The following is a 17,454-nucleotide window of genomic DNA, read 5'->3' as shown; positions in this document are numbered from 1 at the left end:
ATGACTTTTCGATGATTCTGATCGCCTTTTAGAAGGAAAAGGAGGAAACGATATGTGGGAGAAAATCAAAGATTTCTCTTCCGGGTTCTTCGTAACGGGAGAACCGATGATATACGGGGCAGACGTTGCGATCGTATTAGTGTCATTGGCCATCGTTTATGTGCTGACCCGTTATAAAAAATGGGGTTGGCTTTGGCGTGAATGGCTGACAACTGTAGATCATAAAAAAATTGGGATCATGTATATTATCGCTTCCCTCTTAATGCTTTTCCGAGGAGGAGTCGATGCTTTATTAATGCGTACGCAGTTGGCGATGCCAGGTCTGCATTTTCTTGATTCAAACCACTATAATGAAATTTTCACGACGCACGGAACGATTATGATTTTATTTATGGCGATGCCGTTGATGTTCGGATTGTTTAACATCGCCGTTCCGTTACAAATCGGTGCTCGTGATGTTGCGTATCCGTTTTTAAATGCAGTAAGCTTTTGGATGTTTTTCTTTGGAGCACTGCTGTTCAACTTATCGTTTGTTATCGGAGGTTCGCCGAACGCCGGTTGGCTAAGTTATCCTCCACTTTCTGAAATTCCTTACAGCAGCGGTCCAGGTCAAAACTTCTATGTTTGGGGTATCAATATTTCAGGTATCGGAAGTACAGCAACTGGAATTAACTTCTTAGTCACCATTTTGAAAATGAGAGCAAAAGGCATGAAGCTTATGAAAATGCCGCTCTTTACTTGGTCGGTGCTTGCTTCTTGTATTTTAATTATTTTCTCGTTCCCGGTATTTACGGCTACGCTGGCCATGTTGTATATTGACCGCTTCCTTGGCGGACATTTCTTTACGATGACCGGTGCTGGAAACCCGATGATGTATATCAACCTCATTTGGATGTGGGGACACCCTGAAGTTTATATCGTTGTGTTGCCGGCATTTGGTATTTTCTCAGAAGTGGTTGCAACTTTCACCAAAAAGAAAATTTTTGGATATAAATCAATGGTCTTTTCATTAATTCTGATCAGCGTCATTTCTTATTTCACATGGGCTCACCACTTCTTTACAATGGGTGCAGGGGCCGATGTAAATACGTTCTTTGCTATTGCGACGATGGCGATTGCCATACCGACAGGGGTTAAAATATTTAACTGGCTGTTTACGATGTATAAAGGTCGCATCGAGTTTAGCCAACCAATGTTGTGGACAATCGGCTTTATCGTGTGCTTCGTTATTGGTGGAGCCACTGGGGTTATGCTATCCATTGCTCCAGCTGATTACCAATACCATAACAGCTACTTCTTAATTGCCCACTTCCACAACACGTTGATCGGTGGAGTTGTGTTCGGTTATTTAGCTGGACTGATTTATTGGTGGCCGAAGATGTTCGGTTTTAAATTGAATGACCGCTTAGGCAAATGGGCCTTCTGGTTCTGGAATATCGGATTCTATGTATGTTTCTTGCCGCAATATGCACTTGGATTTATGGGAATGACCCGTCGTCTTTACACATACGGCTGGGACCGCGGCTGGGCATCTTTAAACTTCGTTTCGACCATCGGTGCATTCTTGATGGGTATCGGATTTATTTTCCAAGCCGTGCAAATTATTTACAGCATCAAACATGGCGAAAAAGATACAACTGGAGATCCATGGAACGGACGTACGTTGGAATGGTCAATTCCTTCACCGGCTCCGCATTATAATTTCGCAGTCGTTCCATATGCACCTGAACAAGATGCATGGTGGGAAATGAAGAAAAAAATGCAGGATCCGGATTACAAAAAAGAAAAAGTAGAATTAGAACCGATTCACATGCCAAAAAATACTGGAATTCCGTTTATAATGTCTTTCTTCTGGTTTATAGCCGGCTTTGGATTTACCTTTGAATGGGTTTGGATGATCGTTGTCGGCTTAATTGGAGTAGCCGCTACGATGTTCGCACGTTCCTTCCAATACGATGATGATTACTATATACCGGTCGAAGAAATTAAAGAAACGGAATCCGCCATGGGGAGGGTGGTATGATGTCCGCGATTACATCCCAACATGATCATCATGTGGAAGAGCTGGAATCCATGAAAGTAATGGGATTCTGGATCTTCCTCGTGACGGACTGTTTAATTTTCGGTACGTTGTTTGCAACGTATGCCGTATTAGTTAACCATATAGCCAATGGTCCAAGCGGAAAAGAAATATTTGAACTTTCCGGAGTAACATGGGAAACGTTCATTCTATTAACAAGCAGTTTTACAAGCGGTTTGGCCATGCTTGCCATGCATAAAGGAAATAAGAAACAAATCATTAACTGGCTGATTGTCACTATTTTGTTAGGAATGTCTTTCGTCGGATTGGAAGTGCGGGAATTTGCTCATATGGTAGATGAAGGGGCAAGCATTTCTACGAGTGCATTTTTAACTGCCTTTTTCACATTAGTCGGTACACATGGATTGCACGTATCCTTAGGGATCTTGTGGATGATAGGATTGATCATTCAACTTTTCCAACGCGGTTTGAATGTGAAAACGAAACGGAAACTGACGGTGATCGGTCTTTATTGGCACTTTCTTGATGTCGTTTGGATCTTCATTTTCACGATTGTGTATTTAATGGGGGTGATGTAACATGGAAAATCACGGCTCACTCAAATCTTATGTGACAGGGTTTATTTTATCGATTATCTTAACCATCATCCCGTTGTTATTAGTGACGAATCATGCATTCAGCAAAGGGGCGCTTGTCGCCGCTATCATTACGATGGCTGTTCTGCAATTTGTCATCCAGTTAGTTTTCTTTATGCATATCCGCGAGTCTGAGAAACCGCGATATAATGTTTTTGCACTTGCGCTGGGCATTGTTTTTGTCATTACCATTGTAATAGGTTCTATATGGATTATGACATTTAACAGTGTCGTACAATAAAAATAGAACGTAAAAAAAGGGTCTAGTCCTCCAACAACCTGCCATTATTTCAAGTGGATAATGATGGTTTGGAGGGCTGGACCCTATTTTGTTGGCGATGGACAGCTTATCTACTAGTCATGAATAGCTGTAACACTTTTCTTTAAAGATTCTCATCATCTGTTTTATTTTCAATTTTTTTGTGATAAACTTCAACTGGATTGTTACTTTAGCAGGATCGAATTTGATGGATATGAGGAGAGAGATATGAAAGAGAATGGCCATTCCACATTGGAAATTATTGAAGTATGTTTACTGGCGGGAAAAATTATGCTAAGAAGCGGAGCTGAAACGTATCGTGTAGAAGATACGATGTCTCGCATCGCTGCTTCATGTGGAATTCAAAACGCCCATTGTTTTGTTGCGCCAACAGCCATTATTTTTTCCATGGATGGAATGGAACCGACCAAACTTGTCCGTATTTCGGAGCGTTCAACGGATCTCCATAAAATAGCTTTAGTGAACAATGTATCAAGAAACATAAGTGCCGGGAAATTAACGATTCGAGAAGCTTATGCACTATTAAAAGAAATGGATCAAAACGACTTTACATTTCCTCTATGGGAACAAATTCTGGCGGCTGCGATTTCAAGTGGCTGCTTTTTAATCATGTTTCAAGGAAAATGGAACGATTTTCTAGCTGCTTGCATTGCCGGTGCCGTCGGGTTTTTGTTTCTTGTGTACGTTCATCGATTTATTCAAATCAAGTTTTTTGCCGAATTTTTAGCGTCTCTCATGATTGGTCTCAGTTCTGCTTTTTTTGTCAAAATAGGAATTGGACACCAATTGGATAAGATCATTATTGGTTCGGTGATGCCGCTTGTTCCCGGATTAGCCATTACCAATGCATTGAGAGATTTAATGGCAGGACACCTTGTTTCAGGATTATCAAGGGGAGCGGAAGCCTTTTTAACAGCGTTTGCGATCGGAACCGGAATAGCGGTTGTGTTTACGTTTTTATAAAAATACATACCAAAGACAAAGGCTCGAAGATTTTAACGAGAAGAAGTGGCTTCATAAATAAGGGGGAAAAGAGATGCTGGAGCAAATGGTTACGAGTTTTATTGCCTCCGCCGGTTTTGGAATTATATTCAATGCGCCTAAAAGCTCCTTGTTTCAGTGCGGCTTGGTAGGGATGATCGGCTGGATTATTTACTTTTGGTTAGTAGAAATGCAGTATGATAGCGTGTTTGCTTCTTGTGTCGCATCCATATTTGTCGGGGTGATCAGCTACATTTGTGCCAAAATGTATAAAACACCGGTCATTATTTTCACTGTCGGAGGAATCATCCCTTTAGTACCGGGAGGGCTGGCCTATGATGCGATGAGGCATTTCGTGCAGAATGACTATAATATCGCTCTCCAATTGGCGGCAAAAGTCTTTTTGATTTCAGGTGCCATCGCCATGGGTCTCGTATTTGCGGAAGTTGTCAACCTGATTATTCGGAAATTCCTTAGTGTTAAGCAAAAAGCAAGATGGCGTGTTTTATACAATAAGGACACGAATATCGAAAGCTGAAAGCTATAGAATGAAAAATTTCCGTAAAAAGAAAACCGTGAATGTAAGATTTTGCTATTTTATTGTTCCATCTGGAGCGTTGGACAAATGTCCCTCCTTTTTTTACTTGATCTAATGAATGGCGGATTTATAATGAAAATTCTTTTTTTACTTTTTTCAATGAGGTCCATCATTTCCGGATCATCATATATCGACCCATAAAGTCTTGATTTCATTTATTCACGTCTTTTACGAGACGTGATTTTTTTATATCCTTTAAGTCAATTTGAATATTCGAACCATTTTCCTCTTTAAAAGACTTACAAAGTAATCCTCCATCGGTCAATCCATACAAATGCTTTCAATGTCTTATACAATTTGTTGCTGACAAATTGAATTTTCCGTCCAAATCTAACTAAAATGGCAAAGCGTATGACTGATAAAACCAAAATTTTTGCATGAGTTGATAAAGCGAAGATTCCATTCATATAAATGAATGACAGGCATAAACCATGCAAAATAGAAAAGAGCCCTTAAGATCAGCGGAGATGGATGAGTAGGTCTTTAAAAAACAGCAATAGCCGTTTTACTTTCATTATCTTTGATGAATTTCAAGCAAATACGTCCGTTTGTATACTACGTGCCATTCCGTGAAGAAGGGCATATGCAGAGTTTCAATAAGAAAGGGGCGGGAAGATGGCAAACATACAGCTTTCAGGCGAAAAAGTCATCAACTATATTAACGGAGAATGGACTTCTTCAAAGAAAGCGAAATTTGTAACTATCGTCAATCCGGCTGACGGTCAACCGATCGGTGAAGTATTGCAGTCTTCAAAAGAAGATGTGGATTTGGCTGTCCAAGCGGCGAAACAAGCCCAAAAAAAATGGTCACGTGTACCGGCTCCGCAACGAGCGCAATATTTGTATCGGGTTGGCGAGTTGTTGAAAGAACGAAAAGAAAAGCTGGCTAGCATCCTCACCCAAGAAATGGGAAAAGTCATTGAGGAAGCTCGCGGTGAGGTCCAAGAAGGAATCGATATGGCCTTTTATATGGCAGGAGAAGGAAGAAGATTGTTTGGGCAAACCACGCCATCCGAATTAAATGATAAGTTTGCCATGAGCATCCGTGTTCCGATTGGTGTCGTTGGAATTATCACTCCTTGGAATTTCCCCATTGCCATTGCTACGTGGAAATCGTTCCCTGCCATTGTTGCCGGAAATACGGTCATTTGGAAGCCGGCTACGGAAACGCCGATAATGGCAAGAGAATTGGTGAAAATCTTGGATGAAGCAGGTTTGCCAAAAGGAGTGATGAATCTTGTTTGCGGTTCTGGTTCCGAAGTCGGAACTGCCCTCGTGGAACATCCTGATATCGATGTCATTTCATTTACAGGTTCCAATGAAGTAGGACGGACGATAGCGGAAAAAGGCGGAAAACTTTTAAAACGAGTTTCGCTTGAAATGGGCGGAAAAAATGCGGTGATTGTCATGGAAGATGCCGATTTATCGCTGGCAGTGGAAGGAATCATATGGAGCGCCTTCGGTACGAGCGGACAAAGGTGTACAGCGTGCAGCCGGGTGATCGTACATGAAAACGTAAAAGCCGAACTGGAAAAACGTCTGCTTCAAGAAATGAAAAAACTGACGATCGGAAATGGATTAAACGAAGACGTCAAAATAGGGCCTGTTATTAACAAAAGTGCATTAAAGAAAATACATGAGTTTGTAGAAATGGGTCAAAAGGAAGGGGCCGACTTGCTTGCGGGAGGTTATATCGTTAAAGAAAAAAATCTCGACGGCGGAAATTATTATGCCCCTACTTTATTTACGAATGTTCGGCCTGATATGAGAATTGCTCAAGAGGAAATTTTTGGACCGGTGCTTTCCATCATTCCTGTTCGAAGTTTTGAAGAAGCGGTGGAAGTGAATAATAGCGTTGCTTATGGATTATCCAGTTCCATTTATACACGAAATGTCAACCGAGTGTTTGCCGCTCAGCGAGACTTAGATACGGGCATTGTGTACATTAATGCCGGAACGACCGGTGCGGAAATTCATCTGCCATTCGGCGGCACAAAAGGCACCGGCAATGGTCATCGCGATTCCGGTGTGGCAGCATTGGATGTGTTTACGGAATGGAAAAGTGTGTATGTCGATTTTAGCGGAAAATTACAGCGAGCTCAAATCGATGTGGAATCATGATATCGCTTGAAGTGAATTAGGGTGGGAAAAGAACGTTTGTCGTTTCCATTTTTATAAACTGTTCTACCAGTTTTTGAATTATACAAAATGTGAAAAACCTCATTGCAAACCTTTTGGGCCAAGAACTCTACAATTTACGTACCGTAAAACTTTGTAGCAGCTGCAGAGGCAAATTCCATGCTGACAGTTTTTGCACACTTTAAGATAAATACCATTCGCAAGTAATCGGGTGAAATCCGGGTCGAATTTTCAAAAGATCGAAAATGGCAATAAGCATAAAAGAGAGGCGGGAAATGATGAAAAAAGTTGGATCGATTATATTCGTTTTCCTTCTGGCGATTGGATTAACGGCATGTGGCCAAACCTCGGAAAAGTCGGGAAATGGCGGAACCAAAGAAAGGACGGTTATGTTTGCGACAGAACCTGCTATTGCTCCATTCTCATTTAAAGAAAATGGCCAGTTAAAAGGTTTTGATATTGAGATTGTTCAAGAAATTGCGAAAGAGAAGCATTACAAAGTGAAATGGAGAGAAATGAAATTTGACGGTTTGATCACGTCACTGCAGTCCAAGCAAGTGGATGGCGGAGTGGCAGCCATTACAATACGCGACGACCGAAAGAAAGTAATCGATTTTACCGAACCATATTACCAATCTGGACTGGTCTTAGTGACGAAAAAAGAAAGCGCCATCAAATCATTGAAAGATTTAAAAGGAAAAATGATCGTTGCGAAACAAGGTTCTTCCGGTTTGGAAAAAGCCAATGAGCTGAAAGCGAAGTATGGAGCCAATGTCAAAATATTAGAAGATGAACCAACTCTTTATATGGATGTAGAAAAAGGTCGTGCAGATGCGTTAGTGAACGATTTGCCGTTTGTTATGTCTAAAATTCATTCAGGAACGGCTTCCCAACTCAAGATCGTAGGCAAAAAACTAACGACAGAGGATTACGGCATTGCGATTGCTAAAGATGAACCACAACTTTTAAAAGACTTTAACGACGGGTTGGCGGAATTGAAGAAAAACGGAAAATACGATCAATTATATGAAAAATACTTTGGAACCAAGCCGAAATAAAGCAAGGGTGCACTCGCAGCACCCTTTTTCAAATCAATGATGAAAATCTGTATCTTTTAATTTAGAGTTCAAAGATGGAGAAGAGCGTGGCGATAGCTGAAGGAGGGAATAAGATGAATGGATTTTTACTTGTCATGGATCAGATGCCGCTTTTATTGAAAGGAGCATGGAAAACCATTGAACTAGCGATATTTTCGCTTTTCTTTGCGGCCATTATCGGTCTCGTGTTCGGATTGTTCCGAGTCTCTCGGTCAAAACTATTGCGGGCCATTACCAAATTTTATGTCAGCTTAATCAGGGGAACTCCCCTTTACGTCCAGCTCATTTTCTTTTATTTTGGCGTTTTTCCATTGATTATAAAAGGATCGATTGAACCTACAACGGCCGGTATTTTTGTTTTGAGCATAAATGCGGGGGCGTATTTGGTGGAAATTTTCCGCGGCGGGATAGAATCTATTGACCGTGGACAAATGGAAGCAGGGAGAGCTTCGGGATTGAGTTATTGGCAGACGATGAGGCATGTAATTCTTCCGCAAGCAGTGAAACGGATGATCCCCGCCTTCTTGAATCAATTTATCATCAGCTTAAAAGATACTTCTTTGTTTGCGACTATAGGAGTGGCGGAATTAACGTATACAGCTCAAACGATTTATTCGATTAATTTTAAAGCGTTCCAGTTTTTGACGGCGATCGCAGTTATGTATTGGATCATCATCACCCTTTTAACGTGGATGGCCACTTTTTTGGAAAAAAGATGGGTGTCAGAATAATCTTAGAACTTTTTTATCATAAAACTTAGTGTGCTGTTAGGATTGTTTTTCCATTCAATTTGAATGAATGTGTAAATTTTTTTCACTCAATGCCTTACAGAAACAGGCTCCTGGCAATCTCACAAGTTGAAAAATCTGAATTTAGATTTGATACGGTTTTTTGAAAATACGGCCATTGTTCCCTAAAAGAAAGGAAAACAATGGCGCTCTTTATATTTTCCACGAAAGTCCGCCGTTATACTTTATTCCTTATCTATTAAAAGTTTTTCCTTCCCCAGGCGGCCCCCCATTTGTTCCATAACCCAATTACAAGCATTGAAATTTCCTGATGAATAAATGATGCAAAATCTTTCAATCTGCGTTATTCTTGGAGTGGGACATTAAGATAATCAGATAGTAGAGATAATAGTTTGTCGTGGCAGAGAAGAATAGTGAAAGAGAAGGAGAGAAAAATGGTGAAAGCGATATTAACCGTAATCGGAAAAGATAACATTGGTATTATTGCGGGGGTTAGCCAGCAATTAGCCGATTTGAAAATTAATATATTAGATGTCAGTCAAACGATTATGAACGGTTATTTTACAATGATGATGATGCTTGATCTATCCAAAGCATCGGAAAGTTTTGAAACGATCAAGAAAGCGCTGGCTGAAAAAGGCGTAGAATTGAATGTACAAATCAAAATCCAGCATGAAGATATTTTTAACTCAATGCATAGTTTATAAGTTGGGGGTTTACGATGGAAACAAATAAAATATTAGAAACCATCCGCATGATTGAAGAAGAAAAGCTTGATATTCGCACCATTACAATGGGAATTTCTTTACTGGATTGTATTGATGCGGATGGGAAGAAAGCACGTGAAAAAATTTATGATAAAATTACGCGGAAAGCGGAACATTTAGTCAAGGTAGGTCAGGAAATCGAGACCGAATACGGGATTCCGATCATCCATAAACGAATAGCGGTGACACCGATTTCTTTAATTGCCGGAGCAACAGATGAAAAAGATTATGTGGCTTTTGCGAAAACACTCGATGAAGCGTCAAAGGCTGTAGGTGTTAATTTTGTTGGTGGTTTTTCGGCGCTGGTTCAAAAAGGTTACCATAAAGGGGATCACATTTTGATTCAATCCATCCCCGAGGCTTTAGCCACCACGGAAAGAGTATGTTCTTCTGTAAACGTTGGTTCAACACGGACAGGCATTAATATGGACGCTGTTAAAGAAATGGGAGAAGTCATAAAGAAAACGGCGGAATTAACAGCCGATGAACATGGCTTAGGCTGTGCGAAATTGGTTGTGTTTGCGAATGCTGTAGAAGATAATCCGTTTATGGCAGGAGCGTTCCACGGTGTCGGCGAAGCGGACTGTGTCATCAATGTCGGCGTCAGCGGACCCGGAGTGGTAAAACGGGCATTGGAAAAGGTAAAAGGAGAAAGCTTTGATGTTGTCGCGGAAACTGTGAAAAAGACGGCGTTTAAAATCACACGCATGGGCCAGCTCGTCGGCCAAGAAGCGTCCAAACGTTTAGGCGTGCCGTTCGGAATTGTTGATCTGTCTTTGGCTCCTACTCCGGCGATAGGAGATTCGGTTGCCCACATCTTGGAAGAAATGGGTCTGGAATCAGTGGGAACGCATGGTACGACTGCGGCACTTGCCCTTTTAAATGATGCCGTCAAAAAAGGTGGGGTCATGGCTTGCGGTCATGTAGGGGGACTAAGCGGAGCGTTTATTCCGGTGTCAGAAGATGCTGGTATGATCGACGCCGTGAACAGAGGTTCTTTGAACTTGGAAAAATTAGAAGCAATGACCGCTATTTGCTCGGTTGGTCTTGATATGATTGCCGTCCCTGGAGATACTCCTGCTGAAACGATCTCTGCCATGATCGCCGATGAAGCAGCGATTGGGGTAATTAACAACAAAACGACGGCGGTAAGGGTGATACCGGCACCAGGTAAAGCGGTTGGCGAAATGGTCGAGTTCGGAGGTCTGCTCGGGCGCGCACCGGTTATGGCCGTCAATTCTTATTCCTCCGCTGATTTCATCGCCCGCGGCGGTCACATTCCGGCACCGATCCATTCATTTAAAAATTAAATGAATCAATACAAACTATATTCTTTTTGAAGAAATCGTTTGTTTCTTTCTGGTCTCATGATTGGATAACTAGTGAGTAAAACATTCCGGTCAATGGGACCGTTTTTCCGCTTCCATGATCTACTATAAATGATGGAAGCGGATTTTTTTAACTAAATTAGGGGATCTTAACATGGATGAAAGTCAACCCGCTGTCTTGATACAATGTACACAAAAAATAAACGAATTTCTGATCTTGAAATTCAAAGGTGCAAGCCATTAATAAAAAACCCCGTATCCACTAGAGTGACTTACAGCTAATCGTGTATAGATGAATTTTAAAACAGCCAAGCAGCTTAGATGTTTCATTAAATCGGGCTTAAGTTCAACATAAAAACATTATGTTAACTCGGAATAAGGGATCTACAACCGATTCGATATTGAACTACCGCTTAACTCTTTTCTTTTTCTTACTGTCGAAAAAAGCTCTCCTAATGGAGGACGAACGATTTGGATCATGATATAATTAGGCTACAATCTGGCATTTGCACTGCCTTACAATGATGAATGAGGTGAAAAGATGAATTCTCACGAGATTGATTATGAATTGCATGGCGATGATATGCAATGTGTTGAAATTGAGCTGGATCCGCAAGAAAGTGTGGTCGCGGAAGCAGGCGGTATGATGATGATGGAAGACGGCATCGAGATGGAAACGGTATTTGGAGACGGCACGGAACAAAAAAGCGGATTATTCGGCAAATTAGTGGGTGCCGGCAGACGTTTGCTTACGGGTGAGAGCCTGTTTATGACCGTTTTTACCAACCAATCATCCGATAAAAGGAGAGTTTCTTTCGCTGCTCCCTATCCTGGAAAAATTATTCCTCTTGATTTAACTCAATTCAACGGCAAAGTCATTTGTCAAAAGGATGCTTTTTTATGCGCGGCTAAAGGTGTATCCATTGGCATTGAATTTCAAAGAAAACTTGGTACCGGCTTTTTCGGTGGAGAAGGATTTATCATGCAGAAACTGGAAGGCAATGGGCTTGCCTTTCTCCATGCCGGAGGAACGATTATCAAAAAAGATCTTTCTCCCGGAGAATTGTTGCGCGTGGATACAGGCTGTTTAGTCGCTTTAACTCAAGATGTCGACTATAATATCGAATATGTCGGAAAAGTGAAAACCGCTTTCTTTGGCGGTGAAGGTCTCTTCTTTGCCACCCTTCGTGGACCGGGAACGGTTTGGGTGCAAACATTGCCATTTAGCCGATTGGCAGACCGAGTTCTAGCCAATGCTCCTAGCCATGGCGGAGATTCGACCGGTGAGGGAAGCATACTTGGCGGACTTGGACGACTGCTGGATGGAGACGATTAATCACCTCTTTTTGAAAGAATTCTAATCACTCGTTTACCCACCCGTAATGGGTGGGCTTTTATTTTATGAGGATCAACTTGTTTTCGTTTATAAAAAAATCTTTTTTGTTTAAATTGAGCATTTTGCATATTTTTTGACCCAAGAGCCATAAGGATTTCAAAGACACAAAAAAGGACTTCACCCCTAAAATGTAGAATTTTTGAAGTGACGAAACCACAAAAATTCAAAAGGAGGAAGTCACTTTGTATATTCTACAAGAAAGCCTATTTTCCTTTGAAGAACTGCAAAAATTAGAGTCAAAAGAGAAATTACCTATCTTTTTTAGCTCGCTTGATTTACGCCCTTATGCTAAACAGTTGAGAAGTTCTTCACCCCGAGGGGCTGACGGTCATTCCAGAGAAGGGATTCTAAGGGCTCTCATCGCTGCCCCACTCGAAGGCATCGACACCTTTACCGCCCTTCATCATCGATTGGATAAAGACCTTCGTTTCCGTTATCAATGCGGTTTATCGATTGATCGCCCCGCACCGTCTATCTCCACTCTCAGCCGGGTTTTTGCGGCACTTATCAAAAAAAAGCTGGCTGAAAAGATCTTCCTTGACTTGGTACAGTTAGCTCAGGAGGAAGGAATAATTGACGGCAGCCACCAGGCCATCGACAGTGCCGCCATTGATGCCTATGAAAAGAAACAGCCCAAAAAGCGTAGTGAACAAACGGGTAATGCCAATTGGGGCGCAAAATATGATTCCTTCGGCAATAAAATTACCTGGTTTGGCTATAAGATGCATCTTTCAGTCGATACCGCAAGCGAACTGCCAATGGCCATAAAAGTAACCCCTGCCCATGTGAACGATGGAGAAGTCGCACCAGAATTAATAGAGCAAGTGGCAGAGCGTACCAAATCCAAAATTGAATTTCTGATCATGGATGGCGGATATGACCAACTAAAAAACTATGAATCAGCCAAAAACATTGGAGCGCAAGCCATTATCCCGCTCAATTTGCGCAACGAAAAAGAGCCTCCTGAAGGGATTTCTTCCAATGGAACTCCGCGTTGTTCCATGGGTTATGAAATGACTTATTGGGGAGCTGATAAGGACCAGCTCAAGTTCAGATGTCCTCACGCAACCGGCAAAGTGGATTGCCCATTAGGAATGGCAGCCTGTTCATCTTCCAACTATGGAATGGTGGTAAAAGTCGACATCAAAAAGGATGTGCGCCGATATTCCAATCCGCACCGTGATACAAAACGTTGGAAAGAGCTTTACAACGAGAGGACAAGTGTAGAACGCTGTAATTCAAGAATGAAAAGCTACCTTACGGCGAACTCCCTACATGTATGGGGAATTGAAAAAGTAAAGACCCATATTTACCTGAACGCTATTGTATTACTTGTTTCAGCGCTAGCGATGGCAAAGGAAAATAAAGGGAAGAAAGCCGCTTAAAAAAATTCAATGTGAAAAATTCTGTAGGTATGCCCGAAAACAAGATTATTGTAATATTTTGTAAAATAACATGCTGGTAGCTATTTGTCGAGTGCTTTATTTTTTATACTTTTATCCAAAAAATCTAATTTTGCAAAATACTCAAATTAAAAAACTTTCTGCGAATTTGATATATGGTTCTTTCGGATAAGAATTATATAATCCGATGGAGAGGCGTACGGGATCTCCGAAAAAGAATCGTTCAAACTGAGTTTGCCGTGAGCCGAATGCACTCATGCATAAATCCCAAGCTAATCGGAATACCTTCACTCGATCTTCCGCTGAGGAATTGGCTCCTTGGAGATATTGGTCTAAAAATTTCCGGATAGACGACTCGAAATCTTTTTCGGTCGGAAGTGCGATCAATCCACTGCCGCTCAATAATTGAAGAATTTCCACCAGTCTAGGATAAACGCGTGGATAATAATGAATAGCGGCTTGCAGCGGCTTTACATCCGGTACCAATGTTCCCCATTGATTCAACTTCGCATTTTCCCGTGAGGATATTTGGAGTCCTTTCATAATTTCAAGAGCCGTGATGATTTCGCTCACTTTCTCTTTCACATGCTGAAACTCCCCTATTTGAATGGATTCGATAATCAGTTCGGCAAGACCAAGAATAAATTCCGTTTTAACAATCATTCGAGTGACTGCTTGATAAAGAAGGAGAGTGTGAAAATTCGTATCTTCAAGCATTTGAAAAGCGATTTGCAAATCTTTATATAAAAATACCCTTTCCCAAGGAACCAAGACATCATCGAACACCACAAGAGAGTCCATTTCTTCAAATCGGGAACTTAATGGACAATCGAACCGAGAATCGCCGCCTGTGAATGATTGGCGGCAAATAAATCTTAATCCAGGTGTATTGGAGGGAATGGAAAAGGCATAAATAAAAGATTCATCGACGAAATTGCCCCCTGATGGAAGAACAAGAATTTCGTCCGTTATACCGCCTTGAGTAGCCAGTAATCGCGCTCCCTTGATGATCAGACCATCGCTTGTTTCTTTTACCACTTTCGCCGCAATGATGTTCTCATCTGAGTCTTCAAAGTAAGCAACAGAACGATTGACTTGTGGATTGATGAATGTATGCGTAAAAGACAAATCATTCTTGCATGCGGTTTGATAAAGATTTTTTATGTTCTTCCCAAACATAGACTCGTTTTTGCCGAATAAGTCGCTGGCCGATGCCAAAGCCATAATGCCGGTATTGACGTAATCGGGCATTCTCCCCATAAGGCCGGCATTCGTTTTTGACCAAATTCTTGTAGCCGCCTCTCTTTTTTTTAAATCTTCAATGGTCTTTGGCTGATGAAAGGAAAACCCGATTTTATCCGTGGAGTCTTGCGGCTGGACCGTCAATAAATTGGTCAAGTCAGGATCATGTTGAAGATCGTAAAGAGCTGCTTTACTTTGCAGCACTCCTTTAAAAGCGGGATGCTCGGTGATTTTCCCTTTTACCCGTTCCCCATGAATCCATACTTCATTATTTAATGCATCAATTCGTTTGAGATATTCATCACCTGTAATCACCATTTTCCTACACACCTTTGTCGTAAACTATATTCATATCTTATGCAGACAGCTTTATGACTTGTGAAAAACGAAGGGAGGATTATTTCTGAAGGATCGAGGAATAGGACAAGCGGAGTCTATCATCGACATTTGACGACGGGGCTTATAACGTCGTCTAATTCCATTCAAAAGGAAAAGAACGAGGAATAAAAAAGCAAAAGTGGAGTTTATTTTATGAAGGAAAGTCGTATCCCCATTTCTTTTACAGAACCTTTTCATTTGTCGTCGACCTTATAAAGCGCAGAAACCCCGGGGATCGACGACATTTTTCAAATGTAAGAAAAAGAGAGCAAATGAACGAAACAGAAAGTAAATCAGAGAAATTTTGATCTCTTTTCCAATGGAAAAAAGTTGTTTCCCAAAAAGCCAGTTTGTTAAAATTTCTTTAAATTTAATCATTTTTGGGGTTTAGATCTTACCTATAAGGAATTGAAACAAGAAGAGATTAGCAAAAATGAAACAGCCAAGACAGAGTTTAGATCTTACCTATAAGGAATTGAAACCAAGGCGAGATATTTCCTTGGCGCAAATGATGCTGGTTTAGATCTTACCTATAAGGAATTGAAACCTAAAAACAACAAAAATGTTCCCATTTTTGCTTTCTGTGTTTAGATCTTACCTGTAAGGAATTGAAACCGGATTTCTCCCTTGTTACGCAATATGCCATGATCGGTTTAGATCTTACCTATTAGGAATAGAAACTTTCCATAAGCATCTTCGCCTGTAATTAAGATTGGCAGTTTAGAAATTACCTATGAGGAATCGAAATCGCTTCCACCATCTCTTCTCCCAGTCATAAATATTTGTTTAGATCTTACCTATAAGGATTGAGATAGACGCAAAGAATTCGATAGGATGGTTTATCTATGGTATTGAATTTTTCAGACGTTTTCTGTGAACGTTTTTATTAAATTGGATAGGGAGGATGTTGTCGATATGGAGCGAGTAATGTTGAACGGTTCACAATCGAAACATTCTATTAATCATTTATAAACGTTCGCCGCAAATTGAAAATTTTTATTTCTAATCCTTGATTTTGGGAATTTCGCTGCTATATGGGTATAATGTGGACAGTAGAATTTTTACGGTACATTCTGCGGTGCCATTATATCCAAACAGAAAGGGCAGATTGTCGATGAGTTTACTGGATGAGAAAAAATTCACAGAAATTAGAAGCCGATTGGAAAAAAAGGTAGTGACATTGCCGGACGGTACAACGATTCCTTGCTTAGGGCAAGGAACATGGTATATGGGGGAAAAGCCGAAGAGAAAAGCTGAAGAAATAAAGGCTTTGCAGCTCGGAATTGAATTAGGCATGAAACTGATTGACACAGCTGAAATGTACGGAAATGGCGATTCTGAACGTTTAGTCGGTGAAGCCATTAAAGGACGCAGAGACGATGTTTTTTTAGTTTCGAAAGTATATCCTCACAATTCGGGGATGGACAAAATTAAAATAGCTTGCGAAAACAGTTTAAAGCGTCTGGGGACAGATCATTTAGACTTATATCTTTTACACTGGCGCGGACGTGTTCCTTTAGAAGAAACGATTGAAGGAATGGAAAGATTGCGGAAAGAGGGGAAAATTTTAAGGTGGGGAGTTTCCAATTTTGATACGGATGATATGGAAGAGTTATGGAATACCCCTAATGGATCGAATTGTTCGACCAACCAAGTGTTATACCATTTAGGTTCCAGAGGAATCGATTTTGATCTCTTGCCGTGGCAGCGAGTACATCACATGCCGATCATGGCATACAGCCCCCTGGCTCAAGGAGGTTCTTTAAGAAAACAATTGTTAACGGATCCTACTATTCGTGAAATTGCAAATAAATATAAAGTGAAACCGCTGCAAATTGCACTGGCTTGGACGATTCGTACAAATGACGTGATTGCCATTCCGAAGGCTGTGCAGGAACAGCATGTGATCGAAAATGCAGAAGCGGCAACGATTGAATTAACCAAGGAAGACCTAGATAAATTGGATAAGGTGTTTCCGAAACCAACTAAAAAAATGCCTTTGGATATTATTTAAAAGAACTCATTGTGGAGTTCTTTTTTGTGGAAAAATTCGCTTTCGCATCTTATGTTGCATGATGAAAATCCGCGAATTCTGAAAAAGAAAATATTAGTCGTATATCGGCCCATCGAATGTTGAAAGAAAATAAAATTTAAAAAGTTCTCGATCTCATTGTATTTTTTGTCGTCGACCTCCAATAGCGTTTACTTCCCGGGAGATCGACGACAATTTGATTCGAGAAGAAAATCGAAGAAAAGAAAAAGATTGATAAACTTTTACTGTAACTTTAAAATGGAATTAACAAAAAATTCACGATTATGAAAATGTTGCTGCATCAACGTTTTTTGGGGTTTTTATCTTAACTTGAGGAATTGAAACGACGCGCACACAACCACGAAAGACCTTTTGCACCGGTTTTTAT

General features: G+C 40.8%; 14 protein-coding genes and 1 CRISPR repeat array (1 of these 15 only partly in view). Of the genes, 13 read left to right on the top strand and 1 reads right to left on the bottom strand.

Annotated features, from left to right (window positions below; genetic code table 11):
* Positions 1-52 precede the first annotated feature (52 nt).
* The 12 genes from NST81_RS10440 (at position 53) to NST81_RS10385 (ending at position 13,396) form a co-directional block, all read left to right on the top strand.
* Positions 53-2,023, top strand: a complete 1,971-nt coding sequence (locus NST81_RS10440; RefSeq protein WP_341029796.1) for a cbb3-type cytochrome c oxidase subunit I — start codon at positions 53-55, stop codon at positions 2,021-2,023.
* Positions 2,023-2,619, top strand: coding sequence for a cytochrome o ubiquinol oxidase subunit III (gene cyoC, locus NST81_RS10435; protein WP_048623491.1), 597 nt, complete (start codon positions 2,023-2,025; stop codon positions 2,617-2,619). The genes NST81_RS10440 and cyoC overlap by 1 nt, the downstream gene beginning before the upstream one ends.
* Before the next feature lies 1 nt (position 2,620).
* Positions 2,621-2,917 (top strand): cytochrome o ubiquinol oxidase subunit IV, encoded by a 297-nt coding sequence (cyoD, locus tag NST81_RS10430; protein WP_004439978.1) that lies wholly within the window; start codon positions 2,621-2,623, stop codon positions 2,915-2,917.
* A 246-nt stretch (positions 2,918-3,163) separates the two neighbouring features.
* Entirely contained in the window at positions 3,164-3,919 is a 756-nt protein-coding gene (locus NST81_RS10425; protein ID WP_048623490.1) for a threonine/serine exporter family protein, read from the top strand.
* A 73-nt stretch (positions 3,920-3,992) separates the two neighbouring features.
* Positions 3,993-4,475 carry a threonine/serine exporter family protein gene (locus tag NST81_RS10420; RefSeq protein WP_004439974.1) on the top strand — a complete coding sequence of 161 codons (483 nt, stop codon included), beginning with the start codon at positions 3,993-3,995 and terminating at the stop codon, positions 4,473-4,475.
* Between the two features lie 675 nt (positions 4,476-5,150).
* A complete protein-coding gene (locus NST81_RS10415) occupies positions 5,151-6,656 on the top strand; it encodes an aldehyde dehydrogenase family protein (protein WP_341029789.1) in 1,506 nt (501 codons plus the stop codon).
* Positions 6,657-6,949: 293 nt separating this feature from the next.
* Complete coding sequence (locus tag NST81_RS10410) at positions 6,950-7,732, top strand: transporter substrate-binding domain-containing protein (protein WP_048623488.1); 783 nt, start codon at positions 6,950-6,952, stop codon at positions 7,730-7,732.
* Between the two features lie 113 nt (positions 7,733-7,845).
* Entirely contained in the window at positions 7,846-8,502 is a 657-nt protein-coding gene (locus NST81_RS10405; protein WP_004439960.1) for an amino acid ABC transporter permease, read from the top strand.
* A gap of 455 nt (positions 8,503-8,957) precedes the next feature.
* Positions 8,958-9,227: an ACT domain-containing protein gene (locus NST81_RS10400; RefSeq protein WP_040342136.1), complete on the top strand. Its 270-nt coding sequence runs from the start codon at positions 8,958-8,960 to the stop codon at positions 9,225-9,227.
* Between the two features lie 14 nt (positions 9,228-9,241).
* Complete coding sequence (locus NST81_RS10395) at positions 9,242-10,597, top strand: PFL family protein (RefSeq protein WP_048623486.1); 1,356 nt, start codon at positions 9,242-9,244, stop codon at positions 10,595-10,597.
* A 559-nt stretch (positions 10,598-11,156) separates the two neighbouring features.
* Positions 11,157-11,951, top strand: a complete 795-nt coding sequence (locus NST81_RS10390) for a TIGR00266 family protein (RefSeq protein ID WP_341029785.1) — start codon at positions 11,157-11,159, stop codon at positions 11,949-11,951.
* Positions 11,952-12,193: 242 nt separating this feature from the next.
* The gene (locus NST81_RS10385; RefSeq protein WP_048623400.1) at positions 12,194-13,396 is read left to right on the top strand and encodes a transposase; all 1,203 of its coding nucleotides are present in this window, start codon (positions 12,194-12,196) and stop codon (positions 13,394-13,396) included.
* 141 nt (positions 13,397-13,537) lie between these two features.
* Here the strand turns inward: NST81_RS10385 and hpaB are convergent, their stop codons facing one another.
* Positions 13,538-14,974: a 4-hydroxyphenylacetate 3-monooxygenase, oxygenase component gene (hpaB, locus tag NST81_RS10380; RefSeq protein WP_048623484.1), complete on the bottom strand. Its 1,437-nt coding sequence runs from the start codon at positions 14,972-14,974 to the stop codon at positions 13,538-13,540.
* Between the two features lie 1,174 nt (positions 14,975-16,148).
* Between hpaB and NST81_RS10375 the strand changes: the two genes are divergently transcribed.
* Positions 16,149-17,048, top strand: a complete 900-nt coding sequence (locus NST81_RS10375) for an aldo/keto reductase (RefSeq protein WP_341029783.1) — start codon at positions 16,149-16,151, stop codon at positions 17,046-17,048.
* Between the two features lie 334 nt (positions 17,049-17,382).
* Positions 17,383-17,454: a CRISPR direct-repeat array (repeat unit 29 nt; unit sequence GTTTTTATCTTAACTTGAGGAATTGAAAC) (it continues 285 nt past the right edge of the window).

The organism is Bacillus sp. FSL W8-0223, from assembly GCF_038006805.1.
GTDB lineage: Bacteria > Bacillota > Bacilli > Bacillales > DSM-4216 > Bacillus_O > Bacillus_O smithii.
The sequence above is the reverse complement of the archived record's forward strand: the minus strand, read 5'-3'. Positions and strand labels throughout refer to the sequence as shown.